The sequence below is a fragment of the Streptomyces sp. NPDC046215 genome, assembly GCF_040646215.1.
GTDB classification, from domain to species: domain Bacteria; phylum Actinomycetota; class Actinomycetes; order Streptomycetales; family Streptomycetaceae; genus Streptomyces; species Streptomyces stramineus.
Genome location: NZ_JBEYZW010000039.1, coordinates 35,131 through 59,746, shown reverse-complemented (window position 1 = coordinate 59,746; position 24,616 = coordinate 35,131). Strand labels below are relative to the sequence as shown.

The 24,616-nt window shown below is 73.6% G+C and carries 25 protein-coding genes; 19 read left to right on the top strand and 6 right to left on the bottom strand.

Going from position 1 to position 24,616, the window contains the following annotated elements:
• Positions 1-13: 13 nt before the first annotated feature.
• Positions 14-973 (top strand): aminoglycoside phosphotransferase family protein, encoded by a 960-nt coding sequence (locus ABZ951_RS18730; protein ID WP_344096548.1) that lies wholly within the window; start codon positions 14-16, stop codon positions 971-973.
• A gap of 70 nt (positions 974-1,043) precedes the next feature.
• Here the strand turns inward: ABZ951_RS18730 and ABZ951_RS18725 are convergent, their stop codons facing one another.
• A complete protein-coding gene (locus ABZ951_RS18725) occupies positions 1,044-1,664 on the bottom strand; it encodes a hypothetical protein (protein ID WP_344096546.1) in 621 nt (206 codons plus the stop codon).
• A 637-nt stretch (positions 1,665-2,301) separates the two neighbouring features.
• Here ABZ951_RS18725 and ABZ951_RS18720 point away from each other — a divergent pair.
• A complete protein-coding gene (locus ABZ951_RS18720; protein WP_344096543.1) occupies positions 2,302-2,706 on the top strand; it encodes a VOC family protein in 405 nt (134 codons plus the stop codon).
• A gap of 129 nt (positions 2,707-2,835) precedes the next feature.
• On the opposite strand, the gene ABZ951_RS18715 is transcribed toward ABZ951_RS18720, so the two are convergent.
• Complete coding sequence (locus tag ABZ951_RS18715; protein ID WP_344096541.1) at positions 2,836-3,582, bottom strand: hypothetical protein; 747 nt, start codon at positions 3,580-3,582, stop codon at positions 2,836-2,838.
• 550 nt (positions 3,583-4,132) lie between these two features.
• On the opposite strand from ABZ951_RS18715, the gene ABZ951_RS18710 reads away from it, so the two are divergent.
• The 9 genes from ABZ951_RS18710 to ABZ951_RS18670 all read left to right on the top strand — a co-directional run bounded on the left by ABZ951_RS18710 (position 4,133) and on the right by ABZ951_RS18670 (position 14,722).
• A complete protein-coding gene (locus ABZ951_RS18710) occupies positions 4,133-4,861 on the top strand; it encodes a hypothetical protein (protein WP_361280270.1) in 729 nt (242 codons plus the stop codon).
• Between the two features lie 504 nt (positions 4,862-5,365).
• Positions 5,366-6,196 (top strand): SDR family oxidoreductase, encoded by an 831-nt coding sequence (locus ABZ951_RS18705; RefSeq protein ID WP_344098180.1) that lies wholly within the window; start codon positions 5,366-5,368, stop codon positions 6,194-6,196.
• A 108-nt stretch (positions 6,197-6,304) separates the two neighbouring features.
• Positions 6,305-9,070, top strand: coding sequence for a BTAD domain-containing putative transcriptional regulator (locus tag ABZ951_RS18700; RefSeq protein ID WP_361280268.1), 2,766 nt, complete (start codon positions 6,305-6,307; stop codon positions 9,068-9,070).
• A gap of 85 nt (positions 9,071-9,155) precedes the next feature.
• Positions 9,156-9,734: a DUF4232 domain-containing protein gene (locus ABZ951_RS18695; RefSeq protein ID WP_344098136.1), complete on the top strand. Its 579-nt coding sequence runs from the start codon at positions 9,156-9,158 to the stop codon at positions 9,732-9,734.
• Between the two features lie 307 nt (positions 9,735-10,041).
• The gene (locus ABZ951_RS18690; RefSeq protein WP_344098135.1) at positions 10,042-10,611 is read left to right on the top strand and encodes a nucleoside deaminase; all 570 of its coding nucleotides are present in this window, start codon (positions 10,042-10,044) and stop codon (positions 10,609-10,611) included.
• A 335-nt stretch (positions 10,612-10,946) separates the two neighbouring features.
• On the top strand, positions 10,947-12,134 hold the full coding sequence (locus ABZ951_RS18685) for a pitrilysin family protein (protein WP_344098134.1): 1,188 nt from the start codon (positions 10,947-10,949) through the stop codon (positions 12,132-12,134).
• Positions 12,131-12,667 carry a hypothetical protein gene (locus ABZ951_RS18680; protein WP_361280266.1) on the top strand — a complete coding sequence of 179 codons (537 nt, stop codon included), beginning with the start codon at positions 12,131-12,133 and terminating at the stop codon, positions 12,665-12,667. Before ABZ951_RS18685 ends, ABZ951_RS18680 begins: the two co-directional genes overlap by 4 nt.
• Positions 12,660-13,730 (top strand): nucleotidyltransferase family protein, encoded by a 1,071-nt coding sequence (locus tag ABZ951_RS18675; RefSeq protein ID WP_344093350.1) that lies wholly within the window; start codon positions 12,660-12,662, stop codon positions 13,728-13,730. Before ABZ951_RS18680 ends, ABZ951_RS18675 begins: the two co-directional genes overlap by 8 nt.
• A 140-nt stretch (positions 13,731-13,870) precedes the next feature.
• Entirely contained in the window at positions 13,871-14,722 is an 852-nt protein-coding gene (locus tag ABZ951_RS18670; RefSeq protein ID WP_344093352.1) for a hypothetical protein, read from the top strand.
• Positions 14,723-14,762: 40 nt separating this feature from the next.
• On the opposite strand, the gene ABZ951_RS18665 is transcribed toward ABZ951_RS18670, so the two are convergent.
• Positions 14,763-15,173, bottom strand: coding sequence for an organic hydroperoxide resistance protein (locus ABZ951_RS18665; protein ID WP_344093354.1), 411 nt, complete (start codon positions 15,171-15,173; stop codon positions 14,763-14,765).
• A 112-nt stretch (positions 15,174-15,285) separates the two neighbouring features.
• On the opposite strand from ABZ951_RS18665, the gene ABZ951_RS18660 reads away from it, so the two are divergent.
• On the top strand, positions 15,286-15,765 hold the full coding sequence (locus tag ABZ951_RS18660) for a MarR family transcriptional regulator (protein WP_344093356.1): 480 nt from the start codon (positions 15,286-15,288) through the stop codon (positions 15,763-15,765).
• A gap of 57 nt (positions 15,766-15,822) precedes the next feature.
• Here the strand turns inward: ABZ951_RS18660 and ABZ951_RS18655 are convergent, their stop codons facing one another.
• Both ABZ951_RS18655 and ABZ951_RS18650 read right to left on the bottom strand, forming a co-directional pair.
• On the bottom strand, positions 15,823-16,809 hold the full coding sequence (locus tag ABZ951_RS18655) for a DUF72 domain-containing protein (protein ID WP_344093358.1): 987 nt from the start codon (positions 16,807-16,809) through the stop codon (positions 15,823-15,825).
• A gap of 92 nt (positions 16,810-16,901) precedes the next feature.
• Positions 16,902-17,207, bottom strand: coding sequence for a hypothetical protein (locus ABZ951_RS18650; protein ID WP_344093360.1), 306 nt, complete (start codon positions 17,205-17,207; stop codon positions 16,902-16,904).
• A gap of 171 nt (positions 17,208-17,378) precedes the next feature.
• Between ABZ951_RS18650 and ABZ951_RS18645 the strand changes: the two genes are divergently transcribed.
• From ABZ951_RS18645 to ABZ951_RS18615, 7 genes are all read left to right on the top strand, one after another.
• Positions 17,379-18,536, top strand: a complete 1,158-nt coding sequence (locus tag ABZ951_RS18645) for an aromatic acid exporter family protein (RefSeq protein ID WP_344093363.1) — start codon at positions 17,379-17,381, stop codon at positions 18,534-18,536.
• Positions 18,537-18,773: 237 nt separating this feature from the next.
• Positions 18,774-18,968 (top strand): hypothetical protein, encoded by a 195-nt coding sequence (locus ABZ951_RS18640; RefSeq protein ID WP_344093365.1) that lies wholly within the window; start codon positions 18,774-18,776, stop codon positions 18,966-18,968.
• A 356-nt stretch (positions 18,969-19,324) separates the two neighbouring features.
• The gene (locus ABZ951_RS18635; RefSeq protein WP_130876455.1) at positions 19,325-19,435 is read left to right on the top strand and encodes a keywimysin-related RiPP; all 111 of its coding nucleotides are present in this window, start codon (positions 19,325-19,327) and stop codon (positions 19,433-19,435) included.
• A 25-nt stretch (positions 19,436-19,460) separates the two neighbouring features.
• Entirely contained in the window at positions 19,461-21,305 is a 1,845-nt protein-coding gene (locus ABZ951_RS18630) for a lasso peptide isopeptide bond-forming cyclase (RefSeq protein ID WP_344093372.1), read from the top strand.
• Between the two features lie 43 nt (positions 21,306-21,348).
• On the top strand, positions 21,349-21,606 hold the full coding sequence (locus tag ABZ951_RS18625; RefSeq protein ID WP_344093374.1) for a lasso peptide biosynthesis PqqD family chaperone: 258 nt from the start codon (positions 21,349-21,351) through the stop codon (positions 21,604-21,606).
• Positions 21,603-22,037 (top strand): lasso peptide biosynthesis B2 protein, encoded by a 435-nt coding sequence (locus ABZ951_RS18620; protein WP_344093376.1) that lies wholly within the window; start codon positions 21,603-21,605, stop codon positions 22,035-22,037. Before ABZ951_RS18625 ends, ABZ951_RS18620 begins: the two co-directional genes overlap by 4 nt.
• A gap of 74 nt (positions 22,038-22,111) precedes the next feature.
• Positions 22,112-23,929: an ABC transporter ATP-binding protein gene (locus tag ABZ951_RS18615; protein WP_344093430.1), complete on the top strand. Its 1,818-nt coding sequence runs from the start codon at positions 22,112-22,114 to the stop codon at positions 23,927-23,929.
• Between the two features lie 131 nt (positions 23,930-24,060).
• Here the strand turns inward: ABZ951_RS18615 and ABZ951_RS18610 are convergent, their stop codons facing one another.
• Positions 24,061-24,585 carry a hypothetical protein gene (locus ABZ951_RS18610; protein WP_344093378.1) on the bottom strand — a complete coding sequence of 175 codons (525 nt, stop codon included), beginning with the start codon at positions 24,583-24,585 and terminating at the stop codon, positions 24,061-24,063.
• Positions 24,586-24,616 lie beyond the last annotated feature (31 nt).

Sequence of the window (24,616 nt, the reverse complement as noted above, 5' to 3'; positions counted from 1 at the left end):
GAGGATCGCCCCTATGACGAACCCGGACACCTCCCGCACCGCCCTCAGCGACCGCGCCGAGCGCGCCGTGCACCTCGCGACCAGGGCCGGACGCCGGCTGGGACTGCGGGCGGACGCGCCGCGCGTCCTGCACGACGTCTTCAACGTACTGGTCCACCTGGCGCCGGACCCGGTGGTGGTCCGCGTCCCCTCCCTCGCCCTCTCGGACGCCGTCGAACAGGCGGCCCGGCAGCGATATGAGCTCGCCGTGGCGGGCTGGCTGGCCGACACCGGCGCGCCGGTCGTCCGCCCCAGCCCGCTCGTGCCGCGCGAACCCGTCGAAATCGACGGCAGGTCGCTGACCTTCTGGGAGTTCGTCACCGAGGAGAACGCCCTCGGCGATCCGGCAGCGGCCGACCCCCGGGAGCTGGAGGACCGCTTCGCCGAGCAGGCGGGCTGGACGGCGGACCTGCACCGCCTGCTGGCCGGCTACCCCGGCGCGCTCCCGACCCTGTCCCCCCTCGTCCCCGCCGTGGGCCCGACCCTGGCCGAGCTGCGGCGGCACCCGCAGACGCTCACCACCGCCGACCTGGACCGCGCCGAGCGGGAATACGCGGCACTCGAAACCCTGGTGAGCGACCTGCCCGCGTACTTCCCCGGTGCCCGCACGCAGACCCTCCACGGCGACTCACCGTCGTACAACGTCCTGCGCACCGCGGGCGGACACCTGTTCAGCGACTTCGAGGACGTCACCCGCGGGCCCGTCGAGTGGGACCTGACCCTCGTCGGCCCCCGGGGCGTCGAGGCGTACGAGCGGGCGAGCGGCACGCCCGTGAACCGCACCCTCCTCGACCTCATGGAGGGCGCCCGGCTGCTCCAGGCGACGGGCGCCCTGGCGCTCGTCCCGCGGATGCCGGAACTGCTCCCGATGCTCGAACCGGTCGTCACCCAGTGGCGTGCCCGGCCCCCGCTCACCCTGGAGGGCCTCGGCTGACGCGGCCCCGGGGCGGCAGCCGGGGCCGGGCGTCCGTCCGCCGGTTCCGCCGTGGTCCGCCGTGGTCCGCTCAGTTCGAGAGCAGCCCCTTCAGGAGCCCGCCGACCAGGTCCGTCAGGCCGCCGACGACACCGCTGAGGGCACCGACGAGCCCGCTGACGAGGCCGGTGACGACGCCCAGGAGGCCGCCCCCGCCGTCCCTGTGGTGCGCGGCCGGGAGCTGGGAGGCGGCCTTGCCGGGCGCGGCGGGCGCCACCCCGCTCTTGGCGAGGCGGGCCGTGGCGGCGACGGCGTCGGTGGTGGCGGTGGTGATGGCGGCGAGGTCCGGCTTCGGCTGGGCCGCCTCGTGCCGGAGGGTCGCGCGTGCCCTGTTCAGCCCGTCGAGCTGTTCCTTGACGACGGCACAGGAACGCCGCTGCTCCGCGCCGGGCGCCCGGGCCGCGTCGCACGCGCGGGCGGTGTTCCCGGCCGCCGTGCCGATGGCGTTGTCGTCGATGGCCCTGGCGCCCTCGGTGGCGGCCTGGCGCAGGGCACCCGGCGCGGGGACGGCCGGGGCCGCTGCCGGCGCGGGCGCGCTGCGCGGAGTCGTCGCGGGGGGAGAAGCGGTGGCGGACGTGTCGACCAGGGTGAGGGCGAGGGCGCCGCACGTGGCGCCGGACAGGAGGATGGTGGTCATACGGGGGGCGCGCATGAACGTGCTCCTTCGAAGGGGGAAGGGACTTCACCGTCACCTTGCGCGGGCCCCTGCCGCCCCGCAATCGGAGCGCCTTCTCTCAGGGGTGACGGTGACCCGGCCTGACGAGCCGCCAGGAAGCGTGCGTCCCTGCCGTCCGAGAGCCTTTGGTTGTCTCTGCGGGGCTCTCGGGCGGCCGGCCGCGATCCGCGACCCGGGTCACGTCTGTTGGGCCATCAGGGGGCGGCTGGTCACATGGGCGGATCACCTGACGGCAAGCCAGGACGCTCTGTTGGCCGCTGTGCCCGGGTCTTCGATTTCCTCATCGGCGGGAAAGCCGAGGCGACGACAAAAATGTCGACCGGTCGATAAATCAATCCAGGCACAGTCCGACAGGGGCGCCCGCCTCGAACATGTGACAAGCCGAGGAGGCCAAGTCAACGAATTGTGCGTCGAGGCCGGCGAGGCCGAACGCGCGGCGAACAGAGAGGAATGAGCCGGGCCTGATACCGCAGACCGCCCCTGCCCCCATCGGCCGTGGTGGCCGGCACGGCGGGCCGAAGGCCGCCCCGCTGACCGGGGCGATTGCGGGACGCGGGAGCCGGCTGCGGATTACCATCGCCGTCGTCGCGGCATCGGGGAGAGGAGCCGGAACATGATGGGCGCCAAGCAGGTCAAGGTGGGATTGCGGGTTCGGGACCTACAAGCGTCGAATGATCTCTACCTTCGGCTGGGATTCCGTCAGATCCCCAACGACGAGCAACCGAACCTGCGTTATCTGACTTTCGGCCACACCTGGCTCATCCTATCGGACCTGCACGTCCACGAATACAACCGGCCGGAGGACGAACAGGCGGTCAAGGCCGGGCCGCTCGGGCTCGGTTTCGCGCTGGCTCTTCCGACGCGGGACCTTGATGCCATGTACGACCTGTGGCAGCGGGAGGGTCTCTTGGTGGTGAGTGAGCCGGAGGACACGGCCTGGGCCCGGGTCTTCGTGGGTCAGGACCCCGACGGCTACGAGGTGGTGTTCGAGCAGTTCCACGACACGTACCGGCCATAGCCTCCGTCGTCCGGCAGGCTGGGCGGGCTGTGACGGGCCTGGCGGTGGGTCGCGTCGGAGCCCTCAGCCCGGCGACCGGGCCGCCCGCATCGGCGGCCGGCGGCCCAGTCTGTTATCGGAATGGTGGTGTTACCCGATGCAGCCGGGGACGGGTGAGGGGCTGCCGGTGCAATTGGTGGGGGTGTTGGCGGTCACCGAGGAGGTGTTGAGCGTCGCGCTGCCGGCTACGTGGTAGATGCCGCCGGGGTTGATGGCGGCGGCGTTGCCGTTGACCACGCTGCTGGTGAGGGTGAGGGTCCCGTTGACGTTGGCGATGCCGGCGGCCTGGTGGGCGGTGTTGTTCTTGACGTTGCTGCTGGTGAACGTCGCCGCTGCTGCTCCGCCCGTGCTGTAGATGCCGCCGCCGGTAGCGTCGGCGGCGTTGTTGGACAGCTCACTGCCGGTGAGGGTGACCGCGCCGAAGTTGAGGATGCCGCCGCCGTTCGTGGCGGCGTGACCGCCGCTGAGGGTGACGGCCTTGAGGGTGAGTCCGCCGGCGGTGCTGACCTGGGCGATGCGGAAGTTGGTCGCCCCGGCGCGGGTGATGGTGTTGGCGTTGCCCTCGAGGGTGATGGGCGTGGTGATGATCGGCAGCCCGGTGGGGCCGTTGACACCGTCGTTGCCGTGGGCGGCGGTGAGGTTGTACGTACAGCCCGGGGTGAGGGTCACCGTTCCACCACCGGCGGCGTTCGCGGCGTTCACGGCGGTGATCAGTGACGTCTCGTCGCACGCGACGGCCATGATCCGGGCCTGGGCGGTCGTGGGCAGAAGGGCGGTCGTGCCGGTGGCCAGAACAGTGGCCCCGACGAGGGCGAGAAGGGCACGACGGAATCTCATGGAACCCCCTGGGAATCGTTCGGCTGCCCCGCTGATGCGGGGCACTGCGGCGGTGCGCAGCGAGCTCAGACGTACCCTTTCGGCCGCCAGGGGATACGCGGGGAAGCTTTTCCCTTCATGCGGAAATACGTAGTAATGGTCAGCCGTTGGGAGTTTACCCGGCCTCTCGCCCTCGAATCTTTGACTGATCTCGCAGCGTGAGTGCGGGAATATCCGCTATGGCGTGCCGCCGCATATAAGGCCCAGCCTCATGCGTCACCACCGAAGCAGGCACCCCGAAATGAGATAAGACGACATACACCTCGGAAGCTCTGACACCTAGCTCATTCATCGCCTTCGCATTAGCGTCAGATGAACCGGAATAGAACGACAGGCACACCCGGCGGTCCCTGGCCGGGAACATGCGCTTACTCCTCCCCGCTGCCCCGTTGTCGGGCAACGGGCGGGGAAGTGGGCGCCTGCGTTACCGGCCGTCCGAGGAGTACCGACGATCCACGTCATCTCGGGCCATCACCGGCCCGACTCCCGCCTCCTTCAAGGAGTTTGCGTCATGACTGGAGAACGACGACCTTCCGCCCTTCTGGGCATGCGCGCCCTCTTCGCCGCGGTGATGCTCACCGCGGTGCCCACCGCGGCCCTGGTCGCGGGCACAGCCCCTGCGGTCGCCGCCTGCTCCGGCACCAACGGCCTCAAAGGCGCCGACGGAACGCCCACCCACCCGGCCGGCTGGCCCGGTACCGACGGCGGCAACGGCGCCCCCGGTTGCGCCGGCGGGAAAGGCGGCGACGGCGGAGCCGGATGGGGCGGCGGGGCCGGAGGCGCCGGCGGGGCCGGAGGTGCCGGCGGCGCGGGCACGACAGGCTTCGGCGGAGCCGGTGGCAACGGCGGCGACTCCGGCCCGGACGGCGGGGCCGGCGGTGCCGGGGGCATCGGCGGAGTCGGCGGGGCCGGGAGTTCCTCCGGCAGTGCCGGCGCCCCGGGCGGGCTCGGCGGGCTCGGCGGCGATTCCACCGTCAGCACCGGCGGAGCCGGAGGTCAAGGCGGGGCCGGTGGTGCGGCGACCGGCAGCAACAACAACGGCGGGGCCGGCGGAACAGGCGGCAACGGCGGCAACAGCGGCACCACTGGCACAGGCGGGGCCGGCGGAGCGGGCGGCAACGGCGGGGCGGCCACCGGCACCGGCCTGATCGGACACTGCGGTCCCGGCGGCAACGGCGGACTCGGCGGCGTCGGCAACGGCGCACACGGCACCCCCGGCACCGGCAGCGGCACCTGCTGACAACCGGCCCCGGCCCCACCGGGTACGGCCGCGCGTCCCTCGTGCGGGTGAGCCCGCAGCCGCGCGGCCATACCTGTGAAGTGCCCTGGAAACTACGGGGGTTACCAACCTCAAGAAGGGTTCATGGGTGTACCCGTCACCGGCGGTCTGATCGACAGCGTGATCGGCATCGTAACTGGCGCAGTGGCCGGCATCGCGCCCCAGGCCCTGGCTCTCGTGCGCGGTCCTGGCGTGCCGGTGTGAGTGAGTCGGGCATGCCGTGACGGCTCGACGTCATTGAGTGAGGTCCTACTCCGAATCCGGAGTAGGACCTCGGCGTTTGCCTGCGAGCGGGTTTCGGGCGGTGCTGGTCACGCCCCCTCATGGGGGTCGAGGAACCCCCCGGATCGCGAACACGCGGCGGCCGGGGGAGGGGTGGGCGCGGGCCCCCGGCCGCACGCGCGACCCGGTGGTCCGTAGGATCGAAACGTCCCGCACACCACCACCTTCGGAGGTCGTACGACCATGACGGACCGGCGAGTTGTCATCGTGACCGGCGGAGGAACGGGCATCGGCGCGGCCACGGCCCGGCTGCTGCGCCGCGACGGCCACCACGTGATCGTCTCCGGCCGCCGCCCCGAGCCGCTGCGCCGCGTGGCCGAGGAGACCGGAGCCCTGGCCCACCCCGCCGACGCCGGGGACCCCGACGCCGCCCAGGGCCTCGTCGACGCGGCGCTGTCCGCCTACGGGCGGCTCGACGGGCTCGTGCTCAACGCCGCCATCGGACGCTCCGGAGCCGTCGGCGACCTGTCGGTCGAGGACTGGGAAGCCGTGATGCGCACCAACGTCACCGGCCCCTTCCTGCTCCAGCGCGCCGCCCTCCCGCACCTGCTGGAGGCGCGCGGCTCGGTCGTCGCGGTCGCTTCGGTGGCGGCCCTGCGCAACGGGCTGGCCAACGCCGCGTACGCGACGTCCAAGGCGGCCCTGCTCCAGCTGTGCCGCTCCCTCGCCGTCGACTACGGACCCCGGGGCCTGCGCGCCAACACCGTGTGCCCGAGCTGGGTGCGCACGGACATGGCGGACGGGCGGATGCGCCGGTTCGCCGAGGAAGCGGGCCTGGAGGGTGGCGTCGAAGCCGCGTACCAGGAAGCGACCCGGCTCCTGCCGGCGGGCCGTCCCGGTGAGCCGCAGGAGGTCGCCGAGGCGATCGTCTGGCTGCTCTCGGCGGCCGCGTCCTTCGTCAACGGCGCGGTGCTCACCGTCGACGGCGGGGTCACGGCCCTCGACCCGGGGGTCGCCCCCTTCGCCTTCCGCATCGAGCCGCGCGACGCCGCCCCGGGGGACCCCGGCCGCTGAACCGGCGGGAAGGGCTCCGTCCCGGGGCGAGCGAGGGCGCCGGCGCGTGGGCCATTGCCGCAAACCACCGGTATCCTGGATCTTTCCTGTCAGGAGGGCGTTGGACGGATGGAATTCCGGCTGCTTGGGACGGTGTCGATCGCCACCGGAACCGGTGATCTCCCCCTCGGACCCGCCAAACGACGCAGCCTGCTCGCTGCCCTGCTGCTCAGGCCGAACTACCCCGTCTCCGTCGAGCAGCTGACCGCGGCCCTGTGGGACCACGAGCCGCCACCGCGCGCCCGCGGCGTCATCCAGGGCCACGTGTCGCGGCTGCGCACCCTGCTGATGTCCGCCGACGCCGGGATGTACGGCGTCGAGCTGGCCACCCAGGGCACGGCGTACGTCCTGCGGATGCCGGACACCCTGCTGGACGCCCACCGCTTCGAGGAGCTGGTGACGCTGGCCCGCGGCCGGCGCGCCCCGGCCGACGCGGCGGCGATGTACCAGGAGGCGCTGTCGCTGTGGCAGGGGCCCGCGCTGGCCGACGCCTACCCGAGCGCGCCCCTCCAGGCGGCCGCCCATGCCCTGGAGGAACTGCGGCTGGCCTCGGTGGAGCAACTGGCCTGCGCCTACGCGCGCTTGGGCGACCACACCCGGGCCGCGGCCGTCCTGCGCGCGGAGGCGATAGCCCACCCGCTGCGCGAATCGCTGTCCGCCGCCCTGATGAGGGCGCTCCAGAGCGCGGGCCGCCGCTCGGAGGCGCTCGACTGGTTCCACCGCACCCGGCGGCTGCTCGCCGACGAACTGGGCGTCGACCCGGGCCGGGATCTGGCGGACGCCTACGCGGCCGCCCTGCGCGGCGAGGACGACGTGGCGGCGGGCGCCGCCGCGGCGCCGTTCCCGGCCCTGGCCCCCGCCGCGCCGGCGCCCGCCCAGCTTCCCGCGGTCCCGGCAACGGCCGCCTCCCACACCGCCGTCGCGGATCTGCTGCCGCGCGCACCGCGCGGATTCCACGGGCGGGCACCGGAGCTCGTCGCCCTGTCCAGGGCCGCCGCGGGCGAGGCGCCCGTCTGTCTGGTCACCGGGCCCGCCGGGGTCGGGAAGACCGCCCTCGTGGTGCAGTGGGCGCACCGCAACAGCGCCGGCTTCCCCGGCGGCCGGCTCTACGCCGACCTGCGCGGCTTCGGCGACACGGGGGAGCCGGCCCTCGCCGAGGTGCTGCGCGAGTTCCTGCTGGCGCTGGGCGTCGCGCCGCTGCGGATACCGGAGTCGGCGAACGCCGCGGCGGCCCTGTTCCGTTCGCTCGTCGCCGACCGCCGGCTCCTCGTCGTACTTGACAACGCGCGCGACTCCGAGCAGGTCAGACCGCTGCTGCCGGGCGGCCCCCGCTGCGTCACCGTCGTCACCAGCCGGAACCGGCTGGGGGGACTGATCGCCACCGACGCCGCCCGCCCCGTGCCCGTGGACATCCTCGGCCCGGAGGACGGCACGGCGCTCCTCGCCGGGGTGCTCGGCAAGGAGCGGGTGCTCGCGGAGCCGGTGGCCGCGCGGCGGATGGCCGAGCTGTGCGGCGGGCTGCCGCTCGCGCTGCGGGTCGCGGCGGCCAGGCTGGCGGACCGGCCGGGGTGGGCCCTGTCGGCGATGAACACCGAACTGTCCGACACGACCCGCCGGCTCAGCCTGCTGGACGTCGAGGACACCGGCGTCCGCGCGGCCCTGCGGCTCAGCGTGCGCCAGCTCCCCGAGCACGTCTCCCGCCACTTCGCCCACCTCGGCCGCCACCCCGGGGTGCACTTCGACCGGTACGCCGCCGCGGCCCTGGCGGGCACGGACCCGGTCACGGCGGAGGCCGCGCTGGACCGGCTCGCCACGGCGCACCTCGTCACCGAGACCGCGCCGGGCCGCTGGACCCTGCACGACCTCGTACGGCTCTACGCGCGTGGCCTGGACGCCGGGCCCGACGCCGTCACCCGCGTGCTCGACCACTACATCGCCACCGCCCTCGCCGCGGTGGCCGTGGCCGAGCCCGGCGACGAGGAGTGCTTCCCGCTGCCGGCGGACTTCCGCGTGCCCGCCGCCGTACGGGAGTTCACGGACCGGACCGACGCCATGACCTGGTACGTGACCGAGCGCGACGACCTCACGCTGGCGGCGGCCGCGGCGCGCACCGCCGGACTGCACAGCAGGACGTGGCGGATCGTTCTGGCCCTGTGGCCGCTGATGGTGTGGCGGGTGCTGGACGGCTGGACCCCCCTCCTGGAGAGCGCGCTGGAGGCGGCGCGGGCCGAGGCCGACCCGGCCGCCGAGTCGCGGGTGCTGGCCCTGCTGGGCTGGGTGCTGACGGAGGAGGGGCGCACCGTGGAGGCCCTGCACTGCCTTGAGGCCGCCCCCGCGCTCGCGGCCCGGGCGGGCGACCTGGGCGGTGAGGCGACCGCGCTGGTCAACCTCTCCCTGGCACAGGCGGCCCTGGGCGGCCCGGCGGAGGCCGCGCAGGGGTGCGAGCAGGCGGTGGTGCTGGCCCGGGAGGCCGGGGACCGGCACACCGAGCGCCTGGCCCTGCACCACCTCGCGCGGCACCGGCTGGAGGCCCGGGAGTGGCAGTCGGCCCTCGACACGGCGGCCGAGGCGCTCGCCTTTGAGGACCTGTCGGGCACCGCGCCCGCGGCTCGGGTCCTGCTGCTGGTGGCCATGGGCGAGGCCCTGCTGGGGCTCGGGGACGAGGCCGAGGGCATCCGCCGGCTCGGCGTGGCGGCGCGGGAGGCGGAGGCGTGCGGTTTTGACGAGGGCGCGGTCCAGGCGCTGGGCGCGCTGCTGCGGGTCTCGGCGGACGAGGGATTCCGGGTCCGGTACGAGGCGGCGCTGGCGCGTCAGCGAGACGTCAGCGCCGCGTGAGCCGGACGCCAGCGGGCCTCTCCACACTGGTGAGCAGAGCAGCACGACGCCGCAGAAGCCACACCACCACCCGGAGTGCATCCTCATGCGTACACCTCGTATCCGTACCGCCGCCCTGACCGCCACCACCACGGCCGCGCTGGCCCTGTCACTGACGGCCTTCACCGGCTCGGCCGGCGCCGAGGCGAAGGGCGGCGTGGTGCTCAGCGGCGCGGCCCGGGCCGCCGACACCGGCACCCGGCAGTGCAACGGCGACGAGATGTCCTACTCCGTCCTGCACCGCTTCGCCGGACAGCAGGGAGAGCACCTGCTCATCACGGCGACCAACGCGGACGCCGAGCCGTGCTGGGTCACGTCGTACCCGTCCGTCATCCTCGGTGACACCGCCAACGTCCTGGGCCATTCCCCCAAGGACGCCCCCGGCGGCGCCACCCGCGTCACGGTCCGGCCCGGCGGCAAGGTCTACTCGGCCGTGAACCTCTTCACCGACGACGCCGCGCCGCACACCGCGCTCGGCTTCAGCATCGCCATGCGGGACGTGACGGGCGACACCGGCCCGGCGACCGAGCTGGACTCCTTCGACGAGAAGGACCTGCCGTCGAAGTTCTCCTGGTCCGACGCGGACGTCACCAACTGGAACACCGCCAAGCCCTACGACTTCTGACCGGCCCTCAGGGGAGCCGGGACGAAGACGGCCGGACGCCCTCCCGCGGCCCCACCCGGGGGAGGGCGCCCGGCCGGCCGGGAAACCCGGGGCACGGCGCGACATCGCCCGGGCCCGGGCACCCTGCATTCCCGCGAGTCGGCTTTCTCTGCGGAATGCGTGCAGGGAGAGGGGTATTGTCGGCATTCCACCGGCCGGTCCCGGAGAATCGGAAAACGGCCCGCGTTTTCCTGAACCGGTGCCGGGGCAGGCGCGCCTTTGGGCCTCGAACGCTGACTCAAGGGAATCCACGCCGATCGGAGACTCCGTGACGGAACACAAAGAGCTCATCACCGAGGCGGTACGCCTGGCCACCGAGTCCGTGGAGAACGGCTGGGGCGGCCCCTTCGGCGCGGTGATCACCCGCGGCGGGGACATCATCGCGCGGGGCCAGAACCGGGTCCTCCTGACCGGAGACCCCACGGCCCACGCCGAGGTCGAGGCCATCCGCAAGGCCGTGCAGCACCTCAACCCCGAGGCGCCGACGATCGCCGCGGAGCACCGCGACCAGAGCACGCTGGAGCTGGTGCCCCGCGCCGAAGGCTCGCCGGACCCGGAGCCCGAGCGGGCCCGGATGCTCCTGGGGTGCTCCCTCTACGTCAGCGGCGCCCCGTGCCCGATGTGCATGAGCGCCATCTACTGGTCCCGCATCGACGCCGTGTACTTCAGCTGCTCCGCGGAGGACACCCGGCGCATCGGTTTCGACGACTCGTTCCAGTACGAGGACTTCAAGAAGCCGTTCGGGGAACGCCGGATCAAGATCGAGCAGCTCCACCCCGAGCTCGGCGCCCACGCCTACGACGCGTGGACGGACAAGCCCGACCGCTACCCCTACTGAGCGGACGGGCGCGCGGCAGCACGCGCCGCCTTCCGGCCGGCGAACCATCGGCGAAAACCATCGGCAGGGAAAAGGATCGGCCAACCGCCCGGGGCAGTGGTCCGGGCGGTTTATCCATGCCCGGCAACGGCCCGTGCCGTCCATGGGCGAAGAATCCGGCACCCTCTTGATCAACATCTGCGCGGGAGGCGAAAATCCCGTCAAGAGGAAAGGCCACCCAAGAAATACGGGCCGGCATTCTCCTCGACCGGCGCGGGTCTCCGATACGTGACACGCCGCCGCGGCATTCTCCGCGCTTCTCTGTTCTGTGCAAGATTCTCTGTGCAAGGAAACTGATGACACCTGCTGACCGCATATCGGTCGTCACCGCGGTCGACGGCCGGTTCAGGACGACGAGCGTCTGCCTCGGGGTGGCCTACGGTGCCCGCCACGACCCGGCGGACCGCGGCGGTCTGGCCCACGTGCTGGAGCACCTGCTGATGTCCGCCCCCGTCTCCGGCGTCGGGCCCCTTGCGCAGCACATCGAGAGGCTGGGCGGCAGCGTCAACGCCGAGACCGGCCCGGAACAGATGCTCTTCTCCGCCCAGGTCGACGCGGACGACGCGGACGAGGTCGTGGACCTGCTGCTGCGCGCCGTGCTCACGCCCGAGCTGGACGCCGCGACCTTCGACACCGAACGGGCCGCCGTGCTCCGGGAGATCGAGGCCGCCGCGGCGGACCCGATGGACACCGTCCAGGACGCCTTCCTCTCCGCGCTCTTCCCGGACCACCCCCTGGGCCGGCCCGTGGGCGGCACGGCCGCCGGGGTCGCCGCCATGGACCTCGAAGGCGTGAGACGCGTACACCGCGACGCGCTGCTCACCAGCCCCATGGCCCTGGCCGTGGTGGGCCCCCGGATGCCCGCCGGGCTGAACGCCACCGGGCACGCGCCGCCCGCCGCCGGGACGCCGCGCCCGCCGGTCCTGCCCGGCCCGGCCCGTCCCGCCGGCCCTGCCTGGCCCGACGCCTTCGCCTGGGTGGCGGTGGGGGGCCGCTCCACCGCCCTGACCGACACCGGCCGGCACCGCTACACGGTGCTGGCGAACCTCCTGGGCGGACACGCCTCCTCGGTGCTCTACCGCGAACTCCGCGTGGGCGCGGGCCTCGCGTCCTCCTTCCAGGCGTGGGACCGGGGCTACACGGAAGCGGGCGCCTGGCGCGTCCTGATCGGCGTGGAGAGCGGCAACGGCCCCGAGGCCGTCGCCGTCGTCACCAGGGAACTGGACGCGCTGGCCACGGCCGGCCCCACCGACGCCGACCTCGAAGCCGCCCGCCGGCATGCCCGCATGCGTCTGCTGCGCGACACCGAGACGCCCCTGGAACACGCGCGGCTGCTCGCGTCCAACGCGCTCTCCCAGGACGGCCCCTGGGATCTCGACGGCGAACTGGGGAAGATCGCCGCCGTCACCCGGGACGACGTCCGCGCCGCGGCGTCCGCACTGCGCGACGGCCTCGTCACCGTGGTCCGCCCGGAGGCGGCATGAGCACCGGCGCCGCTCCGGCGGCCTCCCCCCGCGACGTCGCCGCGGCCACGGCGGCGGGGCTCCGCCGCACACCGTCCGCTGCGGACGGGCGGCCGGCGGCTCCCTTCACCCTCCGCCCGGCCGGGCCGGGCGGGCCCTCCGGCCTCCTGGCCCGCGGCAGCGCCGGCCGAGGCGCCCCGGCCGGCCCCGGCCGCGTCTCCTGCGCGGCCTGCCGTGGAGACGGCCCGGCCGGTCACGGCACGCGGCTGTGCGCATCTCACGCCCCGGCGGCCGACCGCGCTTTCGCCGACCTCGTCGACCTGCTGGACGAGGAGCCGGACGCACCGCGAGGCGCGGGCACCCGCGCGCTGACGGACATCACGAAGACCCGCGCCCACCGGGCGGGAGCCCCGCTGACCGGGCACGTCGCCCATCCCGCGGGGCACGCCGCCCATCCCGCGGGGCACGCCGACCGGATCGCGGCACCCCCCGCGGCCCGCGGCGCGGCCGGTCACGACCTCCGGCGGCGGAACCACGACAAGGGCGGTGCGTGAGATGGACCTCGCGATGCTGTACGACGCGCTGGGCGTGTGCCCCGAACAGGGGCCCGGGCGGCTGTACTTCGCCGCCCGCAAGGCGCACTACACCCTGCCCTACCTCGTGCTGTCCGCGCTGGACCGGGAGGGCTTCCCCATGAGCGAGGCGGCCCGCGAGGAGCTGGCCCGGGCCTGGCGGCGCGCCCGTCACTACGAGGACGTGCTCGCCCGGGTCACCGGCCAGGTGCCCGTACGGGTCATCAAGGGACCGCTGCTGGCCCGTACCTACCCCGAAGGGCTGCTCCGCCCGACGGGTGACCTGGACCTGGTCGCCGACGGCGAGGCCGACCTGTGGCGGACGGTCCGGCTGCTGGCGGAGGACACCCCGCAGTACGTGGGCGTCTCCGTGCTGGGCGCGCCGGTCCGCCATGTGGTGGTGACCCTGACCTGGCAGCCCGAGGACCCGCTGCTCGACCCCGAACTCCGCGTCGAGGTCGCCACGGCCGCCCTGGTCGGTGACGACACGACCGTCCCCGTCCGGCGCGCCATGCCCGCCGACCCGCTGACCGCATGCCTGCTGGCTCTGGCCGAGGAGCGGTTCCAGCGCCCCTTCCACCCGCGGGACGCCGTCGACATCCACATGCTCGGAAAGGCCGAGCTGCCGTCCCCGGACGGCGTCCTCTTCGCGGCGGCCGCCTACCACCTGGCCCCCGAGCTGCGGGAACTGCTGGACTACGCCGCACAGCGGGTACCGCTCGGGCACCTCGACGGCCTCGGCCCGGCCCTGGAGCCGGGGGAGCGGAAGGAGCTGGCTCGCCGCGCCGCCCTCCCGGCGCCCCGGGGCCCCGTCACCGGGGTTCGCGCGGCTCTCGCGACCGGCGCACCGCTGTACGGGATGCCGCTGAGACGTGTCGACGGGCGTGCGCACTGGGACCGCTCCTGCGTCCACCACTACGGGGACGGCGCCCTGCTGCTCACCCCGGTGGGGGACTACCTCCTGGTGGCGGGCGAGGCCGTGACGCAGGAGCAGTACGACACGGCGCTGCGGGAACTCGACGCGCTGGGGGAGGAGGCGTCATGACGTCCGTGGAGCCCCACCGGCCACCGCCCCCTGCTTCCTTGTCACGCTCGCACGGAAGAACCGCCCCGCGTCGCCCCGCTCACGACGCGGAAGGTCACGGCGCGGAAGCTCATGACGCGGAAATGGAAAGGGTGTGACCCGTGCGCGGCATTCTCGTCTCGTTCCTCGGTGCCGACGGCATCGGCAAGTCCACACTGGTGGATTTTCTTGCGGAATCCCTGGAGTCCGAAGGCGTCACGGTGCGCCGGGTGTCCTGGCGCCGGCTCATCGGGGAACCGGACACCTCCTGGCCCGTGGACGGTCTCCAGGAACTGTGGCTGGAGGCGTTCCGTACGCTCGTCGGCCGGGCCCGGTCGGACTCGGGCCCCCTGAGCCTGCCCCGTGACTACGCGGAATGGGCCTCCGGCGACGGGGAGGCGGCCCTCGCGCGGACGGAGCTGCGCGGCGTCGGCCCCGCGGGCCCGCTCGCCTCCGCCCTGGTGGGCCTGGCCGGCGGCGTCCTCCTCGCCGGAGACGCCGTCGAGCCCGCCCTGGAGCGGGGCGAAGTGGTGCTCCAGGAGACGTTCCCCTTCAAGCAGGTGCTCAAGAAACTCCTCGTGTGCCGGCGCATCGCCGGGGACGACCCCGCCTGGTCCCCGCTCCTGGACCGGATGCAGGCCATGGCCGAGGACGTCTTCGGCGGCCGCCTCTTCCAGCCGGACGTCGGCGTCCTCGTCGACGGACCGCTGGACCTGGCCTTCCGGTGGCGCACGGCCCAGTCCGGGCACGTCGGACTCCTGGAGGACTACCGCGTGGCGGGCGACAGCGGCGAGGCCGCCTACCTGCGGTTGCAGCAGGAGACGGTCGAGGTCTTCCGGCGGCTGGCCGGACAGTGGGACTGGCTGATCCACCAGGTGGACGGCTCCGGCCTGGAGGCGAACCTCGGCCGCGGCAGGGCGCTGGTCCTCGGACACCCTGCGTTCCGGCGCTTCCTGAACCCCGCCCCGTGCTGACCGCACGAGACTCCCGCCCGCGCACGGGCCCCGCCCGGTCCTACTCGATGACGAGGTTGACCTCGATGTTGCCGCGGGTGGCGTTGGAGTACGGGCAGACCTGGTGCGCCTGCTCCACGAGCCGGGTGCCCGTCTCGCCCGCGAGGCCGGCCGGGAGCTCGACGCGGAGGGTGACGGCGAGCGCGAAGCCCGGGCCCTCCTTGCCGATGGAGACCTCGGCGGTGACGGAGGCGTCCTTGGTGTCGACCTTCGCCTGGCGGCCGACCAGCCCGAGCGCACTGGCGAAGCAGGCCGCGTAACCGGCGGCGAAGAGCTGCTCCGGGTTGGTGCCCCGGCCGTCTCCGCCGAGCGCCGGGGGCATGGCCAGGGCCAGGTCGATCTGCCCGTCCGTGCTCACGGCCCGGCCCTCGCGGCCGTTGGCGGTGGCGACAGCGGTGTACAGCGCGTCCATGGAAGGTCCCTTCGAGTCGGTTCGGCGGGCGGGGTCCGCCCGCCGCACACCAGAAGCATCGCACACAATTAAGTTGTGCACAATCTAATCGGGCAGCGGCTACCCTGGAACCATGACGACGCCGCCCCTCCCGCTGCCGGACGACGCGGAGCTGCTCCGCCTCGACCACCAGATCTGCTTCTCGCTGCACGCGGCGTCGCGGGCCTTCGGCGGCGTCTACCGCAGTGCCCTCAAGGACCTCTCCCTCACCTATCCGCAGTACCTGGCGATGATGGTCCTCTGGGAGCACGGCCCCCAGCCGGTCAAGGCCGTCGGGGAGCGGCTGCGGCTCGACTTCGGGACGCTCTCCCCGCTGCTCAAGCGGCTCGAATCGGCGGGTCTGCTGCGGCGCGAGCGCAGCGCCGAGGACGAGCGCTCGGTCACCGTACGGCTCACGGCGGAGGGGGAGGCGCTGCGCGAGCGGGCTCTGTCCGTGCCACGCCGGATCGCCGAGGCGGCCGGGATGCCGCTGGACGACATCATCACGCTGCGCGGGCTGCTGGAGCGGCTCACCGCCAACCTCGACGCCGCGCAGAACGGCCGACCGGGGTAGCGGCGTCGCGACCCGGCGGCCCGGGCCCGGCGGTGTCCCTTCCGGCGGTGACGGGTGTCAGAAGAGAGTGGGCTGCCCCGGGCCCCGGGGCGACGCGTCGGACGGTACGCACCCGTGCGCCGCGGGCGTGCCGCCTCGGACCACCGCCGTGTCCTCGGGGCCGGCAGTGGCCGTGAGCAGGCGCCGCATGGCGGAGGCGGCGCTGACCGCGGCGTCGCCGCAGCAGTTGTTGAACAGGACGTGGACCTCCTCCGCGAGCCGGGCCAGCCGTTGGATCCGCCGGGTCCACGGAGCCAGTTCGCCCTCGGTGTAGCGGTGGCGGAAGCGGTCCTCCTTGCTGCCCGTTCCCCACGACGGGGAGCGCCCGTGGAAACGCACCACCGCGAGGTCCGGGCAGGTGACCTCGGAGACCGGGGGCATGGCGCCGGAAACGGTTTGCGCGGTGTCCGTGGCCACCGAGGCCATGCGGTGCGCACGCAAGGTGTCCAGGGTGCGCTGCCGCTCGCCGGGTTCCAGCCAGGCGGGGTGGCGGAACTCGACCGCCAGCGGCAGCTCCGGCGCGCGTGCGCGGCACTCGGCCAGGTACGCCCGCGCACCGGCTCCCGGCCGCACCCAGGGCGGCAGTTGCAGGAGCACGCTGCCCAGCTTTCCGCTCTCGCGCAGAGGGCGCAGGGCGGCTGTGAACCGCTGCCACAACTCGTCCACCACCCCGCCCGGCAGCTCGGCGCGCGCGAGGCGCCGCTCCGGGGCGCAGCCCGGCGGCCTGAGGTCGGGGGGCAGGGCCCTCGCCCTGACGGTGTGTCCGGTCAGCGGCGCGAACGCCTTGACGTCGAAGGTGAACTCCGCGGGGGTGCGCCGCGCCCACAGCTCGCTGTTGCGTGCGCTGGGGAGCCCGTAGTAGGTCGCGTCCACCTCGACCACGGGAAACCGCGTCGCGTAGTACCGCAGCCGGCCTTCGGGCCCCCGCGCTCCCGGCGGGTACCAGCCGTCGGCAAGGAGAGCGGGGTCCGTCCAGGAACACGTGCCCACGAGAATCGTCGCCATGGCGAGCGGATACCCCGGACCGCGCCGGATGTGCCCTCGGCGGTGCGGTGCGGTGCGGCTCCGGGCCCTGTGCCACCAGGCCGCCCGGCGGCTCAAGGGCGCGGGTTCACCCTGCGCCACGGTGGTGCGGCGGCACTGCCTCGGCGCCCGGCCACCGAGGCGCAGCGCGGGCAGACCCGCTGGACGCGGTCGGCGGCACCGCCGGACTCGGGGAGGACGTCCGGCCACACGATGTGCGGGAACCGCAGAAGGCGGGATTTGTGGAGCGAGAGCCCGCACACGCTCTGGTTCGTGCCCGGCACCCAGGCGTGCACCTCTCCCGCGGGCAGCCTGCGCCCGTCCTCCTCGTCCTGCCACTGACCGGACGCCGCCACCTGGTACTGCTGACGAGCTGACATGGAGGACGGGTTCCCCGATCACCGGCGTACGTCACCACCCGGAGCGCGGCAAAGCGTCCGATGCGACCGGCTGACCGCCGAGGCAGGCCGCGGCGGCCCCCGTGCCCGGCGTTCGCGAAAAGGCGACATGGAATACCGCCCGCGTGGCACAGAGATCATATGAAACAAGCCATGAGAGCCGTGGGATGGCAGCTGCACGGAGAGTCCGCCGAGATCGCGAGGTCCGTGGCTCGGGCGTGGCGGGGGCCCGGCCGGGAGCGCGATCTGACGGTGCTGGCCCTCAAGGCCACCCTCGCCGCGGTCGTCGCGTGGTCCCTCGCCGCGTGGCTGCTGCGGAACACTCTGGCCCTCATGGCTCCGTGGGTCGCCGTTCTCCTTGTCCAGACGACGGTCTACCGGTCGGTGGCCCGGGCGGCGCAGCAGACGGTCGCGATCCTGGTGGGGACCGTCCTGGCGACGGCCGGCGGCATGCTGCTGGGCGACCCCGTGCCCGCCATGGCGCTCGTCCTGCCCCTGGCCCTGCTGATCGGCAACTGGCAGCGGTTCGGCGACCAGGGCATCGCCGGGGCCACCTCCGCCCTCTTCACGCTGGCCGGAGGCGAGTGGTCGGTGGAGATCGCGACCGACCGGGTGCTGGCGGCGCTCCTGGGCGCGGCCGTCGGAGTGACCGTGAACGCGCTCGTCCTGCCCCCGGTGTACCTGCGCAGCGCCCACGAATCGATCTGCGGGGTGGTCGCGGAGTGCCGGGAGATCCTCACCACGATCGCGGACGGAGTGGCCGGGGACTGGGGGCTCGACGACGCGGTGGGGTGGCAGGGGCGGGTGCGCCGGCTGCCCGGGCGGCTGCGGGCCGTCCGGTCGGCCATCGAGTGGGGTGAGGAGAGCGCGCGCCTCAACCCCGACCGCCGGCGCCAGAACCGGCTCACCCGCCTCAAGCCGTCCTACGAGGAGACGTTGCACACCCTCGAACACGTGGCGGACCATCTGCAAGGGCTCACCCGGACGCTGGTGGAGGCGGCGGATCGCGAAGCGGACAGCCCCATGCCCGGGGCGGAGGTGATCCGGCGGTACGCGGCCTTCCTGCGCGAGGCCGCCGGGGCGCTCGGCGCCTACGGGGCCACGGTGACGGGCGATGACCCGCAGGAGGCCCGGCAGGACCTGGAGCGCAGGCTGCGGCAGGTCGAGGCCGCCCACGGCGATCTGCAGAAACGGCTGCTCGAACGGGCCGCGTCGGCCACTCCGGACACAGCCGCGCTGGAACAGGTCGGCTCCCTGCTCGCTGAAGCCCGCCGCCTGACGCAGCGGCTCCGGCCGGACGTCAACCCGTAGCGAGCGGCCGGAGCGGGCCGTGTCGTGGCGGTGGCCTTCCGTTCCCGCCCCGACGCGGCAGTGTCCACAGGTGCGCAGGCGTACGCGTGCGCAACACGGGGTACCCGGGAGTCGTCCCTCACTCCACCCACGCGGCGCGCCGGCCGAGCGAGGTCCCCCGGCCGCTCCGCCCCGGGCACCAGGGCTTTCCCCGGGAGCGGCTAAGACCGGCGCGCGCACGACACGAAAGGACCCCGCATGGGAGCACACCGCCACAAGGACAACAGCGGCAACAGGGCCCTCGAGGAACTCTCCGAAGCGGTCCGCAACGCGGAAGCGAAGGCGGGGAACAGGGCGAGGCGCGACATCAAGCACGACGGCGAAGCGGGCGACGCCCTCACCCCCAGCCCGCAGGCGCAGAAGGACGCCGAGAAGGCTGGAGATCACGACTGAGCGCGGCGCCGGTGGCCACCGGGCTCGGGCCTGGGCGCGCAACTATCGAATAGAAAAACCGAATATGAATGTGCGTCCGTTTCTCGCTGTACTGGCGTGCGAGCCTTTCTTCCTCGCAAGGGGTCGGTAATCGCCCACGCATCAGCCGTATCCCCCGATGATATTGCCGGGATTTTCCGGGACGGCTAATTCCCGACAGGGGTTGCGGCGTCTCCCCGGGGCCTGGCTAGTATGTTCATACGCTCAACGCCCTGGCTCGCGGCTCTAAATTGCGCGAGTTCCGCCGATTCCGGGGTCGAGTACGTCGGCCCCCGAATTGGTCAGGGTGACAGGTTCATCGACTCTGAGGAGACGTCATGAAGAAGGCGTACGAAGCCCCGACGCTCGTCCAGCTCGGCACCTTCCGCAAGAAGACCGGGCTGCTGCGGTCCAGCGGCAACGACCGTCTGATCCTCAGCAAGAACTAAGGCGCCGGCCGGCTGATTCGACGCCATGCCACCGTCCTCTGAGACGGGGGGAGCGGGCCCCGGTGACGCGCACTTCGTGGTCCTGCCGGACTGCGCGGACGCGCTCGCCGCGGCCCGCTTCTTCCCCCGCACCGACACCCGAACCCTTGACCACGCCTCGGGCCGTCCCTGGCTGATCGGCCGGTGGAGCGACCAGGAGATCGTCGCGGCACGGGCGGGCCGGGCCGCGATCGCGGTCGTGGGCTGCTGCCCGGTCGACCCCGCCGAGCTGGAGCGGCACGCCGCCCGGATGCGCGACCTCACCGAACTCGACGCACTGGCCCGGCGATGGCCCGGCAGCTTCCACCTCATGGCGACGCTCGACGGCCGGTCGCGCGTGCAGGGGACCGCGTCCGGCCTGCGCCTCGTCTTCCACGCCCTGGTCGGCGGCGTCCGGGCGGCCGCCACCCGGGCCGATGTCCTCGCCGCCGCGATCGGCTCGGGGCTGGACGAGGAACAGCTCGCCACCCGGCTGTTGTGGCCCGTCCCCCACCCGCTCCACGAGACGTCGCTGTGGCGCGACGTCACCGCCGTCCCCCCGGAGGAAGCGCTGGTCATCGCCCCCGACGGGCGGACGGTCAGACGATCGCGCTGGTGGACGCCGCCCGAACCGACACGGTCGCTGGCCCGCGGAGCCCCTCGGGTGCGGCAGGCGCTGGCGGAGGCCGTCGGGGCCCGTACGGGCGCCGGCGGAGTGGTCAGCTGCGATCTCTCCGGAGGGCTCGACTCCACCTCGGTCTGCTTCCTGGCGGCCGCCTCACCCGCCCACGTCGTGGCCAGCACCTGGCCGGGACGCGATCCCGCGGACAGCGACCTGGCCTGGGCCCGGAAGGCCGCCGACTTCCTCCCGGACGTCGAGCACGTCGTCTGGGACCCCGATGAAGCCCCGCTGGTCTACACCGACCTGCTCGGCATCGACGACCTCATGGACGAGCCGTCCATCGGAGTGATGGACCGGGCACGGGCCCTCCACCACCTCCCGGGCCTCGCCCGGCGCGGCAGCCGGCTGCACCTGACCGGCATCGGCGGCGATCACGTGGCCTGGTGCTCCGAGGCCTACTACCACCGCCTGATACGCACCCGTCCACTGTTCGCCCTGCGGCAGTTACGCGGTTTCAAGACCCTCTTCCAGTGGTCGCTCGGTGACACCGCACGGGCCCTGGCCGACTCCCGCCCGTACGACAGGTGGCTCGCTTCCTCGGGCGCGCGGTTGCGTGACCCGCTGCCGCCCGGGGCGGGCGGCGCCCTGGGCTGGGGCACCCCGCCCCGCCTGTTTCACTGGGTCACGCCCGAAGCGGCACACACGGTGACCCGCGTCCTGCGCCAGGCCGCCCGGGACGCCGTCCCCCTGCACCCCGACCGCGGCATGCACGGTGACTTGGAGCAGATCCGGATCTGCACGCGGATCGTCCGCCAGTGGGACAGGATGGCCGCCCGGGCAGGGGTGCCGATGGCCTCCCCGTTCTTCGATGACCGGGTGATCGAGGAATGCCTGGCGGTCGACCCCGCCGAGCGCGTCACCCCCTGGACGTACAAGCCCCTGCTGGCCACCGCCATGCGCGGCGTCGTCCCGGACGTGTGCCTGGAACGCTCGAACAAGGCCCATGCCTCGATGGACGCCTCCAACGGGCTGCGCGAGCACCGCGGCGACCTGATGGCTCTGTGGGAGGACTCGCACCTGGCCCGCAGGGGACTGGTGGACGCCGGCACGCTGCGGGCGCTGGCGCAAAGGCCTTCGACGCCCGGTCTCCAGGACGCCGTCCTCTATTCCACGATCGCCTGCGAGGTATGGCTGCGGAATCTGCCGCAGCAGAAAGACACCGGCTTCTGACGGACGGAAACTCCCCGGTGCCCCGCGGAAAGGGAAACGCTTCATGGCAGTGCGCTTCGCCAAGGATGTCTCCACTGCGCAGACCGATTACGGCACGGTCCTGCTCGACCAGCGCAGCGGCCAGTACTGGGAACTCAACCCCACCGGCACCCTGGTGGTGCGGATTTTGATGGAAGGGGGCGGGGAAACGGACGCGGTCGACGCGGTCGTCGCGGAATTCGCGATCGACCGGCCCCGGGCCGCCCAGGACGTCTTTGCCCTCATCGGCCAGTTGCGGCAGGCGGGGCTGGTCGTCCTATGACCACCCCGAGCGCGTTGCACCGGCCGGCTGGCGTCCCTCTCGGGCGGCGGCTGGGGGCCCGGCTCGTCCTGACCGCGGCCTTCGCCCTGTCCCTCCTGCCACCGCGCAAAATCCACACCGTGCTCCGCCTCGTGCGCCGCGGCGCCGCACCGGCCTCCGCCGCGCGGGCGAGATCCGCACGGGACGCGGTCTGCGCGGTCAGCCTTTTCTGCGCCGGCCCGCGCGGCTGCCTCCCGCGCTCCCTGGCCACCGCCCTGCTCTGCCGCCTGCGGGGCACCTGGCCGACCTGGTGCACCGGGGTGCGCGTCGTGCCGCCCTTCACCGCACATGCCTGGGTCGAGATCGACGGCCACCTCGTAGACGAGGGCGTACCGGACGACTACTTCAGCCGCCTCATCACCGTGCCGCCCGCGGAACGGGCGCCCCGCTGACGACCCCGGGAGCGAAGGTGGACAGGAAGACAGGGCGCGAGGAGGACCGCTCCGCACGGGGCGCCGTCGCCGCGATGTTCCGGCTCACCGCCGGCCACCGCTCCTCCATGACCGTCGCCACCGTGCTCACCCTCGTGGGATCCGCCCTGGGGCTGGCCCAGCCGCTGCTCGCCAAGAAGATCGTGGACGCGGCGGGCAGCGGCCGCATCACCTGGCCGCTCCTGTTCCTGGCCTGCCTCTTTCTCGCCGAGGCGGCGACGGCCGCGGTGGGCCGCTTCGTCCTGGAACGCATGGGGGAGAGGATCGTCCGCGGACTCCGCCGCGGCCTGGTGGGACACCTGCTGCGGCTGGAGATGAGGGAGTACGACAAGCACCGCACAGGTGACCTCATTTCCCGGGTCACCGCCGACACCTCCCTGCTGCGCGAAGTCGTCTCCCAGGCGCTGGTGGACCTGGTGACGGGCTCGCTCGTCGCCGTGGGAGCCGTCGCCCTGATGATCTGGATCGACCCCCTGCTGCTGCTCCTGGTGACGCTGACCGTCGTCACGGCGGCGGCGATCGTCACCTCCCTGCTGGCCGGGATCCGCGCCGCCGCCGAGCGCATGCAGCACGCCGTGGGGGAGATCGCCGCCGACCTCGAACGGGCCCTCGGCGCCCTGCCCATGGTGCGGGTCCACCGCGCCGAGGAGCGGGAAGCGGCGCGCATCGGACAGTGCGTCGACACGGCCTACGAAGCCGGGGTGCGCACCGCGCGACTGGCATCGGTGATGAGCCCGGCCGTCGAACTCGCGGTGCACGGCTCCTTCCTGCTCGTCCTGGTCATCGGGGGCATGCGGGTCAACGGCCACGCCAACTCCCTCGGAGACCTGGTGGCCTTCCTGCTCTACGCCACCTACCTGGTGGTGCCCCTGTCGTCGGTCTTCCGCGCCGTCGGCCTGATCCAGCGGGGCATGGGGGCCTTCCAGCGCATCGAGGAAGCCCTGGCGCTCCAGGCGGAACCCACGGGGCCGGCGCGGGAGACGCCGGCGCCGGCACCCGAGCCCCCGGCCGGGCCGGCCGAGGACCCGCCCGCGCACCGGGCCCCGGCACCCGGGACGAGGAGGACACCGCCGCGGGACGGCGCCGAGGCACCCGCCCTCGCCCTGGAGAACGTGCGGTTCGGCTACGGCCCGGACCGCCCGGTCCTGCAAGGCGTCTCCCTGTCCGTGCCGCACCGGCGACAAGTCGCCCTGGTCGGCAGCTCGGGCGCCGGCAAGAGCACGATCTTCGCCCTCGTCGCCCGCTTCTACGAAGCGGACTCCGGAACCCTGCTGTTCGACGGCCGGCCGGCCGCCGAGCTGAGCCGCGCGCAATGCCGGGCCCGCATCGCGGTCGTCGACCAGAACACCCACGTCGTCCACGGCTCGCTCCGGGACAACCTCACCTACGCCGCCCCCGCCGCGAGCCCGGCCGACGTGCGGCGCGTCATCGAACTCACCAACCTCCACCAAGTGGTCGACCGTCTCCCCGGCGGACTGAGCGGCATGCTGGGCGAGAGGGGAAACACCCTCTCCGCCGGAGAACGGCAACGCGTCGCCCTGGCCCGTGCCCTCCTCACCCGGCCCGCGCTGCTCCTGCTGGACGAACCCACCTCCCACCTCGACGCCATCAACGAGGCCGCGCTGAGCCGCGTACTGAAGGACATCACCCAAGAATGCGCGGTCCTGGTGATCGCGCACCGCTTGTCCACCGTCCAGCACGCCGACCAGATCGTCGTCCTGGACGCCGGGCACGTCATCGCCCGGGGCCGGCACGAGGAACTCCTCGCCGGGAACGCCACCTACCGCGAACTGGCGGCCGGCCAGGCCCTGCGCACCACCACGGCCCCGGCCGGCCGGCTGCCCACGCGCTGACGGCCGCCCGGGCCGCGGACAGGAGATGCCCCGTCCGCGACCCGTCCAGGAAGCCGCCACCGCCGTCCGCGCAGCAGGAACACGGTTCGCCGGCCGGTCGGAGCCCGAACCGCACAGCAGTGCGCCGCCGGTCAGGAGCGGGGCCGCTGCAACGCGACCGCACGCGCGACCGCGATCAGCAGGAACAGGGCCGTGACCACCACGGCCGCCGCGACAGCCGTGACCGCACCCGCGGGCAGGGCGAGCGCGACGGCCGCCGGCACTGCGAGCGCCGAGCCGGAAAAGGCCCAGGCCGCGAAGACGCGCCGGGAGGCGCGGGCGGTGTCGGCGGGTGTGACGCGGCGCAGCGCCGTCCAGCAGGCGTCGGCCTCCCGCTGTTCACGGGCCCGGTGGGTACGGGCCCGTACCGACAGGGCTGCCGCGGCCGCCGCGCCCAGCGCCCCGGCCGTACCCGGCATCAGCCACGACTCCACGACGGACAGCAGCACGCCGACCGCCGCCCAGGTGGCCCACCCCGTCACGCACGCGGCGGCGGCGAGCCGCCGGGAGCGCGGCCGGTCGTCGCCTGCCCGCAGGTCGGTGACCGCGGGCAGGTACCAGACGCAGCCGGACGCGCAGACCACCGCCGCTCCGAGCGCCGGGATCGTATGGGACATGTGCTTCTTCCTCCTCGGACGGGCAGGACGT